This is a genomic window from Streptomyces roseoviridis, from assembly GCF_039535235.1.
Taxonomy (GTDB): Bacteria; Actinomycetota; Actinomycetes; order Streptomycetales; family Streptomycetaceae; genus Streptomyces; species Streptomyces roseoviridis.
In genome coordinates, this window is record NZ_BAAAWU010000001.1 from 4580961 (window position 1) to 4594585 (window position 13625).

Annotated in this window: 15 protein-coding genes; 7 read left to right on the forward strand and 8 right to left on the reverse strand. The window is 74.5% G+C overall.

The window, feature by feature from the left end; translation table 11 throughout:
* The 5 genes from ABD954_RS20815 to ABD954_RS20835 all read right to left on the reverse strand — a co-directional run bounded on the left by ABD954_RS20815 (window position 1) and on the right by ABD954_RS20835 (window position 3716).
* Window positions 1-453 carry a roadblock/LC7 domain-containing protein gene (locus ABD954_RS20815; RefSeq protein WP_345487699.1) on the reverse strand — a complete coding sequence of 151 codons (453 nt, stop codon included), beginning with the start codon at window positions 451-453 and terminating at the stop codon, window positions 1-3.
* Window positions 453-1217, reverse strand: coding sequence for a transcriptional regulator (locus tag ABD954_RS20820; RefSeq protein ID WP_345487701.1), 765 nt, complete (start codon window positions 1215-1217; stop codon window positions 453-455). Before ABD954_RS20820 ends, ABD954_RS20815 begins: the two co-directional genes overlap by 1 nt.
* The gene (locus ABD954_RS20825) at window positions 1214-1612 is read right to left on the reverse strand and encodes a hypothetical protein (RefSeq protein ID WP_345487703.1); all 399 of its coding nucleotides are present in this window, start codon (window positions 1610-1612) and stop codon (window positions 1214-1216) included. The genes ABD954_RS20820 and ABD954_RS20825 overlap by 4 nt, the downstream gene beginning before the upstream one ends.
* Window positions 1613-1818: 206 nt before the next feature.
* Complete coding sequence (locus ABD954_RS20830; RefSeq protein WP_345487705.1) at window positions 1819-2298, reverse strand: SRPBCC family protein; 480 nt, start codon at window positions 2296-2298, stop codon at window positions 1819-1821.
* The gene (locus tag ABD954_RS20835; protein WP_345487707.1) at window positions 2295-3716 is read right to left on the reverse strand and encodes a type III PLP-dependent enzyme domain-containing protein; all 1422 of its coding nucleotides are present in this window, start codon (window positions 3714-3716) and stop codon (window positions 2295-2297) included. The genes ABD954_RS20830 and ABD954_RS20835 overlap by 4 nt, the downstream gene beginning before the upstream one ends.
* Before the next feature lie 124 nt (window positions 3717-3840).
* On the opposite strand from ABD954_RS20835, the gene hutU reads away from it, so the two are divergent.
* The 4 genes from hutU to hutI are packed head-to-tail and all read left to right on the forward strand — an operon-like array spanning window position 3841 to window position 9357.
* On the forward strand, window positions 3841-5526 hold the full coding sequence (hutU, locus tag ABD954_RS20840) for a urocanate hydratase (RefSeq protein WP_345487710.1): 1686 nt from the start codon (window positions 3841-3843) through the stop codon (window positions 5524-5526).
* Between the two features lie 17 nt (window positions 5527-5543).
* Window positions 5544-6743, forward strand: a complete 1200-nt coding sequence (locus ABD954_RS20845; RefSeq protein WP_345492339.1) for an allantoate amidohydrolase — start codon at window positions 5544-5546, stop codon at window positions 6741-6743.
* The gene (locus tag ABD954_RS20850) at window positions 6740-8083 is read left to right on the forward strand and encodes a formimidoylglutamate deiminase (protein WP_345492341.1); all 1344 of its coding nucleotides are present in this window, start codon (window positions 6740-6742) and stop codon (window positions 8081-8083) included. The genes ABD954_RS20845 and ABD954_RS20850 overlap by 4 nt, the downstream gene beginning before the upstream one ends.
* Window positions 8084-8109: 26 nt before the next feature.
* Window positions 8110-9357, forward strand: a complete 1248-nt coding sequence (hutI, locus tag ABD954_RS20855; RefSeq protein WP_345487712.1) for an imidazolonepropionase — start codon at window positions 8110-8112, stop codon at window positions 9355-9357.
* 348 nt (window positions 9358-9705) lie between these two features.
* On the opposite strand, the gene ABD954_RS20860 is transcribed toward hutI, so the two are convergent.
* Window positions 9706-10110, reverse strand: coding sequence for a hypothetical protein (locus tag ABD954_RS20860; protein ID WP_345487714.1), 405 nt, complete (start codon window positions 10108-10110; stop codon window positions 9706-9708).
* A 155-nt stretch (window positions 10111-10265) separates the two neighbouring features.
* On the opposite strand from ABD954_RS20860, the gene ABD954_RS20865 reads away from it, so the two are divergent.
* Window positions 10266-10796: a hypothetical protein gene (locus ABD954_RS20865; RefSeq protein WP_345487716.1), complete on the forward strand. Its 531-nt coding sequence runs from the start codon at window positions 10266-10268 to the stop codon at window positions 10794-10796.
* A 280-nt stretch (window positions 10797-11076) separates the two neighbouring features.
* Here ABD954_RS20865 and ABD954_RS20870 read toward each other — a convergent pair whose 3' ends face one another.
* Window positions 11077-11910, reverse strand: a complete 834-nt coding sequence (locus tag ABD954_RS20870) for an RNA polymerase sigma factor SigF (protein ID WP_345487718.1) — start codon at window positions 11908-11910, stop codon at window positions 11077-11079.
* A 182-nt stretch (window positions 11911-12092) separates the two neighbouring features.
* Between ABD954_RS20870 and ABD954_RS20875 the strand changes: the two genes are divergently transcribed.
* Window positions 12093-12458: an STAS domain-containing protein gene (locus ABD954_RS20875; protein ID WP_345487719.1), complete on the forward strand. Its 366-nt coding sequence runs from the start codon at window positions 12093-12095 to the stop codon at window positions 12456-12458.
* Window positions 12459-12558: 100 nt separating this feature from the next.
* Window positions 12559-12987 carry an ATP-binding protein gene (locus tag ABD954_RS20880; protein WP_345487721.1) on the forward strand — a complete coding sequence of 143 codons (429 nt, stop codon included), beginning with the start codon at window positions 12559-12561 and terminating at the stop codon, window positions 12985-12987.
* A gap of 194 nt (window positions 12988-13181) precedes the next feature.
* On the opposite strand, the gene ABD954_RS20885 is transcribed toward ABD954_RS20880, so the two are convergent.
* Entirely contained in the window at window positions 13182-13343 is a 162-nt protein-coding gene (locus ABD954_RS20885) for a hypothetical protein (RefSeq protein ID WP_345487723.1), read from the reverse strand.
* Window positions 13344-13625: the final 282 nt, after the last annotated feature.

Sequence of the window (13625 nt, forward strand, 5' to 3'; positions counted from 1 at the left end):
TCAGGGCTGCGGGAGCGGCCGGTCCGGGTCTCTGCGGGCCAGGGCGCCGTCCACCAGCTCCCCTATCCGGGCGCTGGAGCGGCGGGCCTCCAGGTGGAGCCGGCCGACGTTGATGCGGGGTTCGGCGAGCAGCGTCAGGACGGCCGAGCCGCCCGCCGCGTACGTCGCCACGTAGCCGAGCTCGCCGCGGACCAGGAGCTCCCGGAAACCCCCCTGCCCGGTGGTGTCGGCCAGGCGCTGCCCGACGCCGAGGGCGGCGGCCGTCAGCGCGGCGACGCTCTCGGCCTCGCCGTCCACGGCGTCCTGCGCGAGCACCAGGCCGTCGGCGCTGGCCGCGAGGGCCCCGGTGAGCTGCGGCAGCCGCGCCCGCAGCCGTCTCAGTTCGACGAGGACCTCGGCTTCTGCGGTCATCAGTTGTCTCCTCTCGGCGCGCAGGCGCAGGGCACGCCTCATCACAGAGCTGCCTCCAGGGCGTCACGGAGCCGGCGGAGCAGGGCGACGTCGGGGTCGGGGGTGGCGACCTCGCCGACCCACGCGGGCACGGCGGGCGGGGGCGGCGGCGCCTCATGCGGGGTGCGGACCAGACCGGCCGCGGCGAGCCGCCGTACGTCGAGCAGCGTGTGGAAGGCGGGCCGGCCGAGCAGCCGGGCCAGGTCCGCCGGCGTGCGCTCCCCGTCGGCCGCCGCGAGCAGCGCCCGGTGCCGGGCGCCCACCGGCTGGCCAGGCGCCGCCGGGAGGGGCACCACGGGCGCGCCGTCGACCGCCGGATACGGCCAGACGCTGTCCAGCAGCTCGCGGCGGCGCAGGGTCTCGCGCTCGACGGCCTCCGTGTCGACCGGCCGCACCGCGCCGAACCAGTGGGCCACGCCGTAGCGGAAGCGGGTCGGCCCCGCGGTGGGCGCCAGGGCGAAGAAGGCCGCGTCGAAGACGGCGCCGAGGTGGCAGATCTCCAGTTCGCCGTCGTGCAGCCGGCCGCTGTCGACGAGGAACCGGCCGACGGCGCCGAGCGCACCGGCCCGGTCCACCGCCTCCTCCCAGCCCGCGCGGGGCAGCCGGCCCGCGGCGGTGAGCAGCACGTCGACGCCGGGGGAGCTGGGGCTCTCGGCGTGCACGACCCGGCCGTCGACGAGGTAGAGCGTGCCGTGGTCGCGCAGCAGCGCGCCGGTGGCCCGCTCGGCGGCGAGCCGGGTGAGCATCGGGGAGACGGTGGCGGTCATCCGAGGACCAGCCTCTCGGCGAGGTCGCCGAGCCGGATCCGGGCGAGGGCCAGGTTGCCCGCCGTGCGGTCCAGCCAGAGGTGGAGGCAGACGCTGCTGTCGAAGGCGGTCTCGACGAAGCGGATGACGTGGTAGCCGGTGCGGGTGGTGACGATCAGGTCCTCGACGGGGGCGGCGCCCGGTGGCCCCGACGGCTCGGCGGAGCCGTCGGTGGATTCGAACTCGGCCGCCGAGCGGGCCAGTTCGGCGCTCTCTGCGGCGGTCGTCTCGTGGTCTCCGACCGGGGACTCGCCCGCCGACCCGAGGGCCAGACCGCTGGTCCAGTCGACCAGCCAGGCCCCGCGCGCCCCCGGCAGGCTCATCGCCTCCAGCAGGCACTCGTCGATTCCGGGCACGCGAGATCCCCTCCCGATGCGGCGTGCGGACGAACGGCAGTAACGGTGACGCTACTCATCGTCGTGATCGCCGGGGGGAGTTCTGGCATTTTCCAAAGGAATTTGTCAGGAGCGGCCGCCGCACCCGCTCCCGGGTCCGGTCCCGGGCGGCCGCCGAGGCCGTTTCCCGCCCAGGCCGCGAGCCGCCGCCGGGTCCGCTCCCGGGCTCAGGACCGGCTCTCGACCGCCCGGGCGATCTCGTCCAGGTCCTTGGCGAGCGCCCGTGCCACGGCCCGCGCGCCGAGCCTGCCGAGCAGTCGCACGACCAGGCCGGGGGCGCGGTCGTGGGCGGGGCGGGCGGTGAAGGTCATGCGCAGGACGCTCTCGGCCGCCGAGATCGCCGGCCCCTGGGGCACGAGGGCGATCTCGGAGACGTAGTGCATGCCGTGCGAGTCGGCCACGGTGACGTAGCGCTCGGGCGGTTCGCAGACGGTCACGGTCATCTCCTCCGTGGCCGTCCTGCCCAGCATCCGCCGGGTCTCCCGCCAGCGGGTGCCCACCGCGAAGCCGCCCTCGGTGAGCACCTCGACCTTCTCGACGCCCGAGAGCACGCGCGGCATGTCTTCCAGGTCCGTGATCGACTCCCAGACCCGGCCGGGGGAGGCGGCGATCCGGCGCTCGACCACGACGGAGGTGCGTGCTGTCATGCCCCCATGGGACCACCCGGGGGCGCGGCGCGCAGCAGCGCGTCGGGCCGGTCGCCGCCCGATTCCGCCACGATCTCGTCGAGGGTCTGGGCCCTGCGGACGGTCGTGAAGGCGATGCCGCCGTCGTCCGTCGGGGTGAAGCCGTGGACGGCCGGCCTCGGCAGGCTGTTGTACGCGTAGTGGTGGGCGAAGTAGTAGGCGCCGGTGTCCGGCACGGCCACCAGGTCGCCGGGTCGCAGCGGCGGCAGGGAGCGGCCGACGGCGAGCAGGTCGCCGGCGAAGCAGGCGGGCCCGGCCACGTCCTGGACCACGTCCACGACGACCTCCTGGACCTCCTCCCCGCTGTCCTCCGGCACGGCCTCCCGCCCGCGCCCGCGGGGCCGGCCCTCGGCGTCGTACGCGAGGATGCGCAGCGGCCAGGACTCGGGGGCGTAGACCGTCCGGGTGGCGAGCTGGACGCCCGCGTGGGTGACGGCGATGGGCCGGCCGCCGGAGGTCTTGGTGTACTCGACGCGGGCCACGACGGTGCCGTGCTTGGCGAGCAGGGACCGGCCGAACTCGGTGACCAGGGCGTACCGCCCGTCGAACAGGCCGGGCACGGTCGAGGCGAGCAGCGCCGCGTACTCCGCGTAGGTCGGGGTCTCCTCGTCGGAGGCGAAGTTGACCGGCAGCCCGCCGCCGATGTCGAGGGTGTCGATCTGCTGCCGGCCGGCCTTGGCGTTGATCTCCTCGGCGAGGGCGTAGGCGGCGCCGACGCCTTCGGCCATCAGGGCGAGCGGGATGCCCTGGGAGCCGGTGTGGGTGTGCAGCCGGGTGAGCCAGGGGCGGGCCAGATACGCCTGGACGACGGCCTCGCGCGCCCCCTCGTCGCGCAGGGCGACGCCGAACTTGGAGGTGGCGGTCGCGGTCGAGAGCGCGCCGATGGAACCGGCTCCGATCTGCGGGTTCACCCGCAGTCCGAGGGGTGAGGCGGTGGGCGCGGAGGCGACGAGGGCGTCGAGCCGGGCCAGTTCCTGGAAGTTGTCGGCGTTGACCGCGATGCCGAGCGCGAGGGCGTGGCGCAGCTCGGCGGGGGTCTTGGCGGGCGAGTCGAGGACCGTACGGGCCGGGGGCACCCCGGCCGCGCGGGCCAGGGCCAGCTCACCGGGGCTCGCGACCTCGACGCCGAGCCCCGCCTCGTACAGCAGCCGCAGGACGGGGACCAGCGGGGCGGCCTTGACGGCGAAGGCGTGCAGCACGGGGGCGTCGGTGACGGCGGCGAAGGCGCTGGTCAGGGCGGCGGCGGAGGCGCGGATGCCGTCGGTGTCGAGGAGGGCGGTGACGGGTTCGTCGGGGGAGACGAGCCCTTGCCGGACCGCGGCGCGGACGGCCCGGTCGCGGGCCCGTTCCCGGCGGTCGGATCCGAGTGAGGAAGCCATGGGTGCGTCCATGGGGCCATCCCACCACCGGGCGGGATGCCGCCGCAGCTGTTGACTAAGACTATTCAGGACGCCAGGATGTGAATAGCTGAATGAATAGCCGAAGGATCGAGGAGGCATCGCCATGTCAGGACCCCGCCCCGTACGGGCCCCGCGCGGTACGGAACTGAGCGCCCTGGGATGGCAGCAGGAGGCCGCCCTCCGCATGCTCCAGAACAACCTCGACCCCGAGGTCGCCGAGCACCCCGACAAGCTCGTCGTCTACGGCGGCACCGGCAAGGCCGCCCGCGACTGGCGCTCCTTCGACGCCATGGTCCGCACCCTGAAGACCCTCAAGCAGGACGAGACCATGCTGGTCCAGTCCGGCCGCCCGGTCGGCGTCATGCAGACCCACGAGTGGGCCCCGCGCGTCCTCATCGCCAACTCCAACCTGGTCGGCGACTGGGCCAACTGGGAGGAGTTCCGCCGCCTGGAGCAGCTCGGCCTCACCATGTACGGCCAGATGACCGCCGGCTCCTGGATCTACATCGGCACCCAGGGCATCCTCCAGGGCACCTACGAGACCTTCGCCGCCGTCGCCGCCAAGAGGTTCGGCGGCAGCCTCGCCGGCACCATCACGCTGACCGCCGGCCTCGGCGGCATGGGCGGCGCCCAGCCCCTCGCCGTCACCATGAACGACGGCGTCGCCATCTGCGTCGACTGCGACCCGCGCGCCATCGAACGCCGCATCGAGCACCGCTACCTGGACGTGAAGGCCGACAATCTCGCCCACGCCCTCCAGCTCGCCACCGAGGCCCGCGACGCCCGCCGCCCGCTGTCCATCGGCCTCCTCGGCAACGCCGCCGAACTGCTCCCGCAGATGCTCGCCGAGGGCGCCCCCGTCGACATCGTCACCGACCAGACCTCCGCCCACGACCCGCTGTCCTACCTGCCCGTCGGCGTCGCCTTCGAGGACATGGCCGACGCCGCCGCCAAGGACCCGGCCGGCTTCACCACCCGCGCCCGCGAGTCCATGGCCAGGCACGTCGAGGCCATGGTCGGCTTCATGGACGCCGGCGCCGAGGTCTTCGACTACGGCAACTCGATCCGCGGCGAGGCCCAGCTCGCCGGATACGACCGCGCCTTCGCCTTCCCCGGCTTCGTCCCCGCCTACATCCGCCCCCTCTTCTGCGAGGGCAAGGGCCCCTTCCGCTGGGCCGCCCTGTCCGGCGAGGCGTCCGACATCCACAAGACGGACAAGGCGATCCTCGACCTCTTCCCGGAGAACGAGTCCCTCCACCGCTGGATCAGGATGGCGGGCGAAAGGGTCCACTTCCAGGGCCTGCCCGCCCGCATCTGCTGGCTCGGCCAGGGCGAGCGCGACAAGGCCGGCGCCATGTTCAACGACATGGTCGCCGACGGCACCCTCGCCGCGCCCCTCGCCATCGGCCGCGACCACCTCGACTGCGGCTCGGTGGCCTCCCCGTACCGCGAGACCGAGGCCATGCTCGACGGATCCGACGCCATCGCCGACTGGCCGCTGCTCAACGCCATGGTCAACGTCGCCTCCGGCGCCTCCTGGGTCTCCCTCCACCACGGCGGCGGCGTCGGCATGGGCCGCTCGATCCACGCCGGACAGGTCACCGTCGCCGACGGCACCCCGCTGGCCGGCGAGAAGATCCGCCGCGTGCTCACCAACGACCCCGGCATGGGCGTCATCCGCCACGTCGACGCCGGCTACGACATCGCCGAGCGGGTCGCCGACGAGCGCGGCGTCCGCGTCCCGATGCGCGAGGGCGACGACGCCGTGTCGCAGGGTGACCCCGCGTGAGCGAGACCTTCCACGCCATGTGGCGGTCGCTGCGGCCCCTCGGCCGCAGCGACGCCACCGGCGGCTACCGCCGCTACGCCTGGACCGCCGCCGACGCCGACTGCCGGCTCTGGTTCCGGATGCAGGCCGAGGCCCGCCGCCTCGACGTCGAGACCGACCGCAACGGCAACCAGTGGGCCTGGCTCGGCGACCCGACCGCCGGGGACGCCGTCGTCACCGGCTCCCACCTGGACTCCGTGCCCGACGGCGGCGCCTTCGACGGGCCCCTCGGCGTCGTGTCCGCCTTCGCCGCCCTCGACGAACTCCGCGCCCGCGGCGTCTCCTTCCGGCGGCCCCTGGCCATCGTCAACTTCGGCGACGAGGAGGGCGCCCGCTTCGGGCTCGCCTGCGTCGGCTCCCGCCTCGCCGCCGGACAGCTCACCCGGGAGAAGGCCTTCGAGCTGCGCGACGCCGACGGCGTCAGCCTGCCCCGGGCCATGGAGGCCGCCGGCTACGACCCCGAGGCCATCGGCCCCGACCCCGAGCGGCTGGCCCGCATCGGCGCCTTCGTCGAACTCCACGTCGAGCAGGGCCGGGCCCTCGACCTGTCCGGCGACCCCGTCGGCATCGCCTCCGCCATCTGGCCCCACGGCCGCTGGCGGTACGACTTCCGCGGCGAGGCCAACCACGCCGGCACCACCCGGATCGCCGACCGGCGCGACCCGATGCTGCCCTACGCCGAGACCGTCCTCGCCGCCCGCCGCGAAGCCGAACTCGCCGGCGCCGTCGCCACCTTCGGGAAGATCGCCGTCGAGCCGAACGGCGTCAACGCCATCCCCTCGCTCGTCCGCGGCTGGCTCGACGCGCGCGCCGCCGACGAAGCCACCCTCGACGAGGTCATCGGCGGCATCCAGAACGCCGCCCGGGAACACGCGGCACGCCACGGCGTCGAACTCGGCGTCACCCGCGAGTCCTTCACCCCGGTCGTCGACTTCGAACACGCGCTGCGCGACGAGCTCGCCAGGATCCTCGGCGAGAGCGCCGGCAAGGTCCCCGTGCTCGGCACCGGCGCCGGACACGACGCCGGCATCCTGTCCGCCTCCGTCCCGACCGCCATGCTGTTCGTGCGCAACCCCACGGGCGTCTCCCACTCCCCGGCCGAGTTCGCCGCCGAGGACGACTGCCTCGCCGGGGTCCGCGCACTCGCCGACGTACTGGAGGGCCTGGCGTGCCACTGACGCCGCACACCACCTACTGGCTGGAGCACGCCTGGCTCGACCCGCGGGTCGAGTCGGGCGTGGCCCTGGACGTGACCGCGGACGGCCGCATCGCCGCCGTCCGGACGGGGGTCGGCACCCCGCCGTCCGGTGCGGAGGTCCTGCGCGGCTTCACGGTCCCCGGCCTGGCCAACGCGCACAGTCATGCCTTCCACCGCGCCCTGCGCGGCACCGTGCAGGTCGGCTCCGGCACCTTCTGGACCTGGCGCGAGGTCATGTACGGCGTGGCCCAGCGGCTCACGCCCGACAGCTACTTCGCGCTCGCGCGCGCCGTCTACGCCGAGATGGCGCTCGCCGGCATCACCTCCGTCGGAGAGTTCCACTACCTCCACCACGCGCCCGGCGGCCGGCCCTACGCCGACCCCAACGCCATGGGGGAGGCCCTGATCGCCGCCGCCGGCGAGGCCGGCATCCGCATCACGCTCCTCGACACCGCCTACCTGTCCTCCGGTTTCGGCGCCGCCCCCGAACCCCACCAGCTCCGCTTCACCGACGGCACGGCCGACGCCTGGGCCGAGCGCGTCAGCGCCCTCAAGGAGCGCGAGGGCGTGACGATCGGGGCCGCGATCCACTCCGTGCGCGCCGTCCCCGCCGAGCAGCTGTCCACCGTGGCCCGGTGGGCCGAGGAACGGCGGGCCCCCCTGCACGTCCACCTCTCCGAGCAGACCGCCGAGAACGAGGCGTGCCTCGCGGCCCACGGCCGCACGCCGACGCAGCTGCTCGCCGACCACGGCGTCCTGGGCGCGCGGACCACCGGCGTCCACAACACCCACATGACGGACGCGGACATCGCGCTGATCGGCTCGACCGCCACCGGCACCTGCATGTGCCCCACCACCGAACGCGACCTCGCCGACGGGATCGGCCCGGCCGTCGCCCTCCAGCGGGCCGGCTCCCCCCTGTCGCTGGGCAGCGACAGCCACGCCGTCGTCGACCTCCTGGAGGAGGCGCGGGCCATGGAGCTGAACGAGCGCCTGCGCAGCCGCACCCGCGGCCACTGGACCGCCGCGGCCCTGCTGCGGGCGGCGACCGCCGACGGTCACGCCGCGCTCGGCCGGCCCGGTGCGGGCGTCCTCGAAGCCGGCGCCCCCGCCGACTTCACGACCCTCGTCCTGGACTCGGTCAGGACAGCGGGACCGGAGCCGCGTCTGGCAGCCGAGACGGCGGTATTCGCAGCGTCGGCAGCGGACGTGCGGCACACGATCGTGGGCGGACGGCACGTCGTACGGGACGGGGTCCACCGGACCGTCCCGGACGCGGCCCGGGCCCTCGCGGACTCGATCGCCGCCCTGCGCGGCTGAAGCGGCTGAAGGAGACACCCCTCACCATGGACACCAGTCCCGCGGCGACGAACAACCCGGCGGCGAGCTCCGCCCCCACGAGCGCGAACAGCGCCGTGGCGAAGACCGCCACCGCCATCGTCAACATCGCCAGCCTCGTCACCAACGATCCCTCCCTCGGTGATGGAACCCCCCTGGGCCTGATCCAGGACGCGGCCGTCGTCATCGAGGGCGACCGGGTCGTCTGGGTCGGTGAGAACAGCAAAGCACCCGCCACTGACAACCGGGTCGACGCCGCCGGCCGCGCGGTGATCCCCGGCTTCGTCGACTCCCACTCGCACCTCGTCTTCGCGGGCGACCGCACCGCCGAGTTCAACGCCCGCATGTCCGGCCAGGCGTACGCGGCGGGCGGCATCCGCACGACGGTCGCGGCCACCCGCGCCGCGTCCGACGCCGAACTCTCCGCCAACGTCGCCCGCTTCATGCGCGAGGCCCTGCGCCAGGGCACCACCACCTTCGAGACGAAGTCCGGCTACGGCCTGACCGTCGAGGACGAGGCACGAGCCCTGCGCATCGCCTCCGAGCACACCGACGAGGTCACCTACCTCGGCGCGCACATCGTCTCCCCGGACTTCGCCGACGACCCGGCCGGCTACGTCGCCCTGGTCACCGGCGAGATGCTGGACGCCTGCGCCCCGTACGCCCGCTGGGTCGACGTCTTCTGCGAGAAGGGAGCCTTCGACGGCGACCAGGCGCGCGCGATCCTCGCCGCGGGCAAGGCCAGGGGCCTCCACCCGAGGGTCCACGCCAACCAGCTCTCGTACGGCCCCGGCGTGCAGCTCGCGGTCGAGCTGGACGCGGCCAGCGCGGACCACTGCACGCATCTGACGGACGCCGACGTCGACGCGCTGGCCTCGGGGAACACGGTCGCGACCCTGCTGCCCGGCGCGGAGTTCTCCACGCGCGCGCAGTGGCCGGACGCGCGCCGGCTGCTGGACGCCGGGGTGACGGTCGCGCTGTCCACCGACTGCAACCCGGGCTCCTCCTTCACCTCCTCCGTCCCCTTCTGCATCGCGCTCGCGGTCCGGGACATGCGGATGACCCCGGACGAGGCCCTGTGGTCCGCCACCGCCGGCGGGGCGGCGGCCCTGCGCCGCACCGACGTCGGCCGCCTCGCGCCCGGCGCCCGCGCGGACCTCGCCGTCCTCGACGCCCCGTCCCACGTCCACCTGGCCTACCGGCCGGGCGTGCCGCTGGTCGCGGAGGTCTGGCGCAAGGGCGTGCGCACGGTCTGAGCCCCCGCCGCGTCCGCGGGGGCGAACCCGCGCCGCGGTCACCGCCGGGGTCCGCCGGGGCCGAGCCCTCGCCGCGGTCACCGCCGGGGTCCGCCGGGGCCGAGCCCTCGCCGCGGTCACCGCCGGGGTCCGCCGGGGCCGAGCCCTCGCCGCGGTCACCGCCAGGGTCCGCCGGGTCGGAGCCCCCCGCCGCCGTCCGCGGGGCCGAACCCGCGCCGCCGTCCGCGGGGCCGAACCCGCGCCGCGGTCACGCCCGGGTCCGCCGGGTCGGAGCCCGCGCCCGGTCACCGCCGGGTCGCCGGATACGGGGACCCGCCGGGGTCCGCCGGGTCCGGGGCCCCGTCGCCGTCACGCGAGCCACAGCGCGCCACGGCGGTGCCGCGCGGGCGGTACGTCCACGGTGTGGGCCGCGTGGGCGTGGAGCGACCCGCCGGGCGCGTTCACCCGGCGGGTCAGCCCCCCGACCGCCCGCCGCAGCCGCCGGCGCGCGCGGCGCTCCTCCAGGGCCGCCCACCGCGCGACCGTACGGTCCCGGTTGTGCCGAGGGAACGCGTACACCTCGACCCGCCGCCGCACCGCCCCCGGCACCGGCCGCCGCCCCTCCCGCTGGGCGGCGTCGAGGCAGCGGGCGTCGTAGCGCAGGCCGTGGAGCACCAGGGCATGCCAAGGAGCACCGGGACGCCGGTCGTCGTCCACGGCGGGGGTACGGGTGCGGGCGCGGGTCGGGCGAACGTGGTGGGCGGTGCGCGACATGGAGCCTCCGTCGGTGGCCGCCGCCAGGACCGTCCTGGCGGGCTACCGGAAGCCCAGGGGCCCGGCCGACCGGGCGCGTCGATGGCTCATGCCGCCGATTCTCCCTCGGAGAAAGCGCTGGGAGGCCGGTTCCCGGACGTGCGAGGCTGTCGCGCATGGGGCATTCACGGGCCTTCCCCGTCTTCCGCACGGCCGACGCCGACGCCGCGTACGCGCGGGCCAAGGCGCTGTGCGGCCTCCTCACGGAGCCCCGGGACGAGATCCTGGTCGAGGCGCTGGTCCACACGGCCGCCCGTGTGCGGGAGCTGGCGAAGGTCGTGCCGGGGGCGTGGTTCGAGGACGCCGAGCGGCAGACGTACGACCCCTGGGGCGACGGCCGGCGGGGGAGCTTTCCCGTGTGGGTGTGCCAGGAGGAGGCGCCCCGGGAGGCGGAGCTGCCGTTCCTGCGCGCGGTCGGGGACGCCCCGGCGTCCCTGTGGTGGCGGGGGACCTGGCCGGGACCGCGGGGCCACCCGCAGTTCGACGGGGTGCAGGTGACGTTCCACAGCGACGACGTCGAGCTGGAGCAGCCGGCGCCCACCCACACCGTCTTCCTGCACGTCAGGCGCTGCCCGGCCGAGCGGGTCCGGGAGCTCGCGGCGCTCGCCGGATGCGAGGTCCTGGGGGAGGCCCGGACCGGCTGGTAGCGCCGAGGGCGCTGTGGATCGGGCCGGTCGGGGGTCCTCGGCGCGGGCGCGGCGCGGACCGGACAGCCGTCCCGGGCGAGCCGGCGCTTGACCGCCGCCCCGCGTCCGGCGTCACCGACGGCGCGGGGGCCGCGTAGCACCCGCCCGTGGCCGGGGCCGGCCGGCGCGTACGCGCCGGCCGGCCCCGGCCACGGGCGATCGGGTCCCCGGCGTCCAGGGGCGCCCACGTGCGCGTCGGCGCCCCGGTCAGGAGCCGGGCGGCCCGGGCCCGTGAGGGGCCTCACTCCTCGATGGTGAGGCCCTTGCGCAGCCGCGTCAGCGTCCGGGCGAGCAGCCGGGACACGTGCATCTGCGAGATGCCGAGCTCCTCGCCGATCTCGGACTGGGTGAGCCCCGCGGTGAAGCGCAGGGACAGGATGCGGCGCTCGCGCGCCGGCAGGGAGGCGATCATCGGCTTGAGGGACTCGATGTACTCGATGCCCTCCAGGCCGTGGTCCTCGTAGCCCAGCCGGTCGGCGAGGGTGACGCCGTCGGGCTCGGACTCCTCGGGCGGGGCGTCCAGGGAACTGGCGGTGTACGCGTTCGCGGCGGCCATGCCCTCGACGACCTCGTCGGTGCCGATGCCCAGCTCGCGGGCGAGCTCCTCGACGGTGGGAGCCCGGTCGAGCTTCTGGGCCAGCTCGTCGCCGGCCTTGGCCAGGTCGAGGCGGAGCTCCTGGAGCCTGCGCGGAACGTGCACCGACCACGAGGTGTCGCGGAAGAAGCGCTTGATCTCGCCGATGATGGTCGGCATCGCGAAGGTCGGGAACTCGACGCCGCGCGTCAGTTCGAAGCGGTCGATCGCCTTGATGAGGCCGATGGTGCCGACCTGGACGATGTCCTCCATGGGCTCGCTGCGGGTGCGGAAGCGGGAGGCGGCGAACTTGACCAGGGCCAGGTTCAGTTCGATCAGGGTGTTGCGGACGTACGCGTACTCGTGGGTGCCCTCCTCGAGGTCGCCGAGGCGGGCGAAGAGGGTCTTCGAGAGGGCGCGCGCGTCGTGCGGCGCGATCTCGTCGACGGGCGGAATCTGCGGCAGTTCCACGAGATCCGGTACGTCGAGCCGGGGTGACATAGTCTCCTCCATCGTGAATGTCTGGCTGCGGTTTGCGGCGCCTCCAAGCCGGCATGTGGACTGTGTCCTTCTAGCCCTACCGGTTCCTGCCCGATGGTTGCAAGTGGCAATTGTCTGCTTTGGTGCGATATGCGGCGGAGCTTATGTGCGTCGGACGTCCGCGCACTTGTATGGTTCGAGGCATGTACCGGCAGCACATCGGCAGCGCACCCGAGCGGTTCCGGGTAGACGTCCGGACCGTGGGCGCGAGCGAGGTCCTCACCCCGGTGGGTGAGCTCGATCACCACACGGCCGAACTGTTGCGTGCGCCACTCGACCGCGCACTCGACGAGGGGCGCACGCGCCTCGTGGTCGACTGCTCACGGCTGGAGTTCTGCGACTCCACCGGACTCAACGTCCTGCTCGGCGCCCGGCTGAGGGCCGAGGCCGCGGGCGGCGGGGTCCATCTGGCGGCGATGCGGCCCCCGGTGGCCCGGGTCTTCGAGATCACCGGTGCGGACGCCGTCTTCACCGTCCACGACTCGCTCGACTCCGCACTCCCCGACTGAGCCGGTCCCGGCCCGCCCGAAGGGCCGCCCGCCCCCTCTCGTCCGCCCCTGTCGTCCGTTACCCGTCAATCGGTTGAACCGGTGAGGTGAAGAAGCGCTGATGGAGACTGCCTCCGGCGATGCCGACGTCCGCACCCTCGCCCTCGGGGCGGCCAGCGGTACCGTTCCGCTCGCCCGCGACTTCACCCGGCAGGCCCTCTACGACTGGGGCTGGCTGCCGGCCGCCACGGCCGACCGCAGGGCCGCCGCCGAGGACGTCCTGCTCGTCGTCTCCGAGCTCGTGACCAACGCCTGCCTGCACGCCGACGGGCCGGAGAGCCTGCGCGTGCTGCGCTTCGACGGAGCGCTGCGCCTGGAGGTCGCCGACCTCGGCGCCGGCCAGCCCGCCCCGCGCACCCCGCACCGCGCCGGACGGCCGGGTGGACACGGCATGTTCATCGTGCAGCGGCTCTGCCGCGCCTGGGGCATCGACCGTACGCCGGGCGCCGCCGGCAAGACGGTCTGGGCCGAAGTCGCCGCACCCGCCTAGGTCTAGGGCGTATCGAGAGCACGGACAGGCCGGGCGGGGTGAAGTCCCGGTCCGGCCCGTCCGCTCTCTGCCGAAGGTCGAGCTGATACCGGTGTGTCGTGCGCGTGGGTGTGCAGCCGAGACCGCCGTGCCCCGTCGCATCGGAGACGGCGAAACGCCGCGGCATGCCGGGGCGTTTCGTGCGTGCGCTCAGTTCAGCGCAGGCCGTCTGTGTTGTCGTACTCTTCGCCGATCGGGAGTGGCCGATGGTCCTCCACCGGGTCATCGTTGAAGACGGCCGCGGAGACCGCCCTGTCGTAGGCGTCGTCGAGGCCGTTGCCGCTTGCGTCGAGTATGTTCTCCCAGTCGAATCCCATACCCGCGAGCCTACCCGCAGCGTGCCATCGGGAGGTTGTGGACGGCTGGGCGGTCGGGCCCTCTGGGTCGGTACGGTCGCGTGCACGCTGAAGCCAGTGCTGGGTGCGGCTGAAGCGGGCGGTCGTGCCCGGCCGTGATCATGATCCACATGGGTTTCTGACCCTCATCGACAGCCAGGGACAACTCGGTGGTGAACCCGTCGCGTGAGCGACCCAGTCCTTCGAGCCTCGGCGACAACGGCTCCGGCACCGCCCACTGCCCCTCCGTGAGATCTCCCCGCC

What these genes read in the sequence shown, in the direction of transcription:
- ABD954_RS20815 (WP_345487699.1), bottom strand. Translation starts at nt 453, where the DNA reads ATGAGGCGTGCCCTGCGCCTGCGCGCCGAGAGGAGACAACTGATGACC.
- ABD954_RS20820 (WP_345487701.1), bottom strand. Translation starts at nt 1,217, where the DNA reads ATGACCGCCACCGTCTCCCCGATGCTCACCCGGCTCGCCGCCGAGCGG.
- ABD954_RS20830 (WP_345487705.1), bottom strand. Translation starts at nt 2,298, where the DNA reads ATGACAGCACGCACCTCCGTCGTGGTCGAGCGCCGGATCGCCGCCTCC.
- ABD954_RS20835 (WP_345487707.1), bottom strand. Translation starts at nt 3,716, where the DNA reads ATGGCTTCCTCACTCGGATCCGACCGCCGGGAACGGGCCCGCGACCGG.
- hutU (WP_345487710.1), top strand. Translation starts at nt 3,841, where the DNA reads ATGTCAGGACCCCGCCCCGTACGGGCCCCGCGCGGTACGGAACTGAGC.
- ABD954_RS20845 (WP_345492339.1), top strand. Translation starts at nt 5,544, where the DNA reads ATGTGGCGGTCGCTGCGGCCCCTCGGCCGCAGCGACGCCACCGGCGGC.
- hutI (WP_345487712.1), top strand. Translation starts at nt 8,110, where the DNA reads ATGGACACCAGTCCCGCGGCGACGAACAACCCGGCGGCGAGCTCCGCC.
- ABD954_RS20860 (WP_345487714.1), bottom strand. Translation starts at nt 10,110, where the DNA reads ATGTCGCGCACCGCCCACCACGTTCGCCCGACCCGCGCCCGCACCCGT.
- ABD954_RS20865 (WP_345487716.1), top strand. Translation starts at nt 10,266, where the DNA reads ATGGGGCATTCACGGGCCTTCCCCGTCTTCCGCACGGCCGACGCCGAC.
- ABD954_RS20870 (WP_345487718.1), bottom strand. Translation starts at nt 11,910, where the DNA reads ATGTCACCCCGGCTCGACGTACCGGATCTCGTGGAACTGCCGCAGATT.
- ABD954_RS20875 (WP_345487719.1), top strand. Translation starts at nt 12,093, where the DNA reads ATGTACCGGCAGCACATCGGCAGCGCACCCGAGCGGTTCCGGGTAGAC.
- ABD954_RS20880 (WP_345487721.1), top strand. Translation starts at nt 12,559, where the DNA reads ATGGAGACTGCCTCCGGCGATGCCGACGTCCGCACCCTCGCCCTCGGG.
- ABD954_RS20885 (WP_345487723.1), bottom strand. Translation starts at nt 13,343, where the DNA reads ATGGGATTCGACTGGGAGAACATACTCGACGCAAGCGGCAACGGCCTC.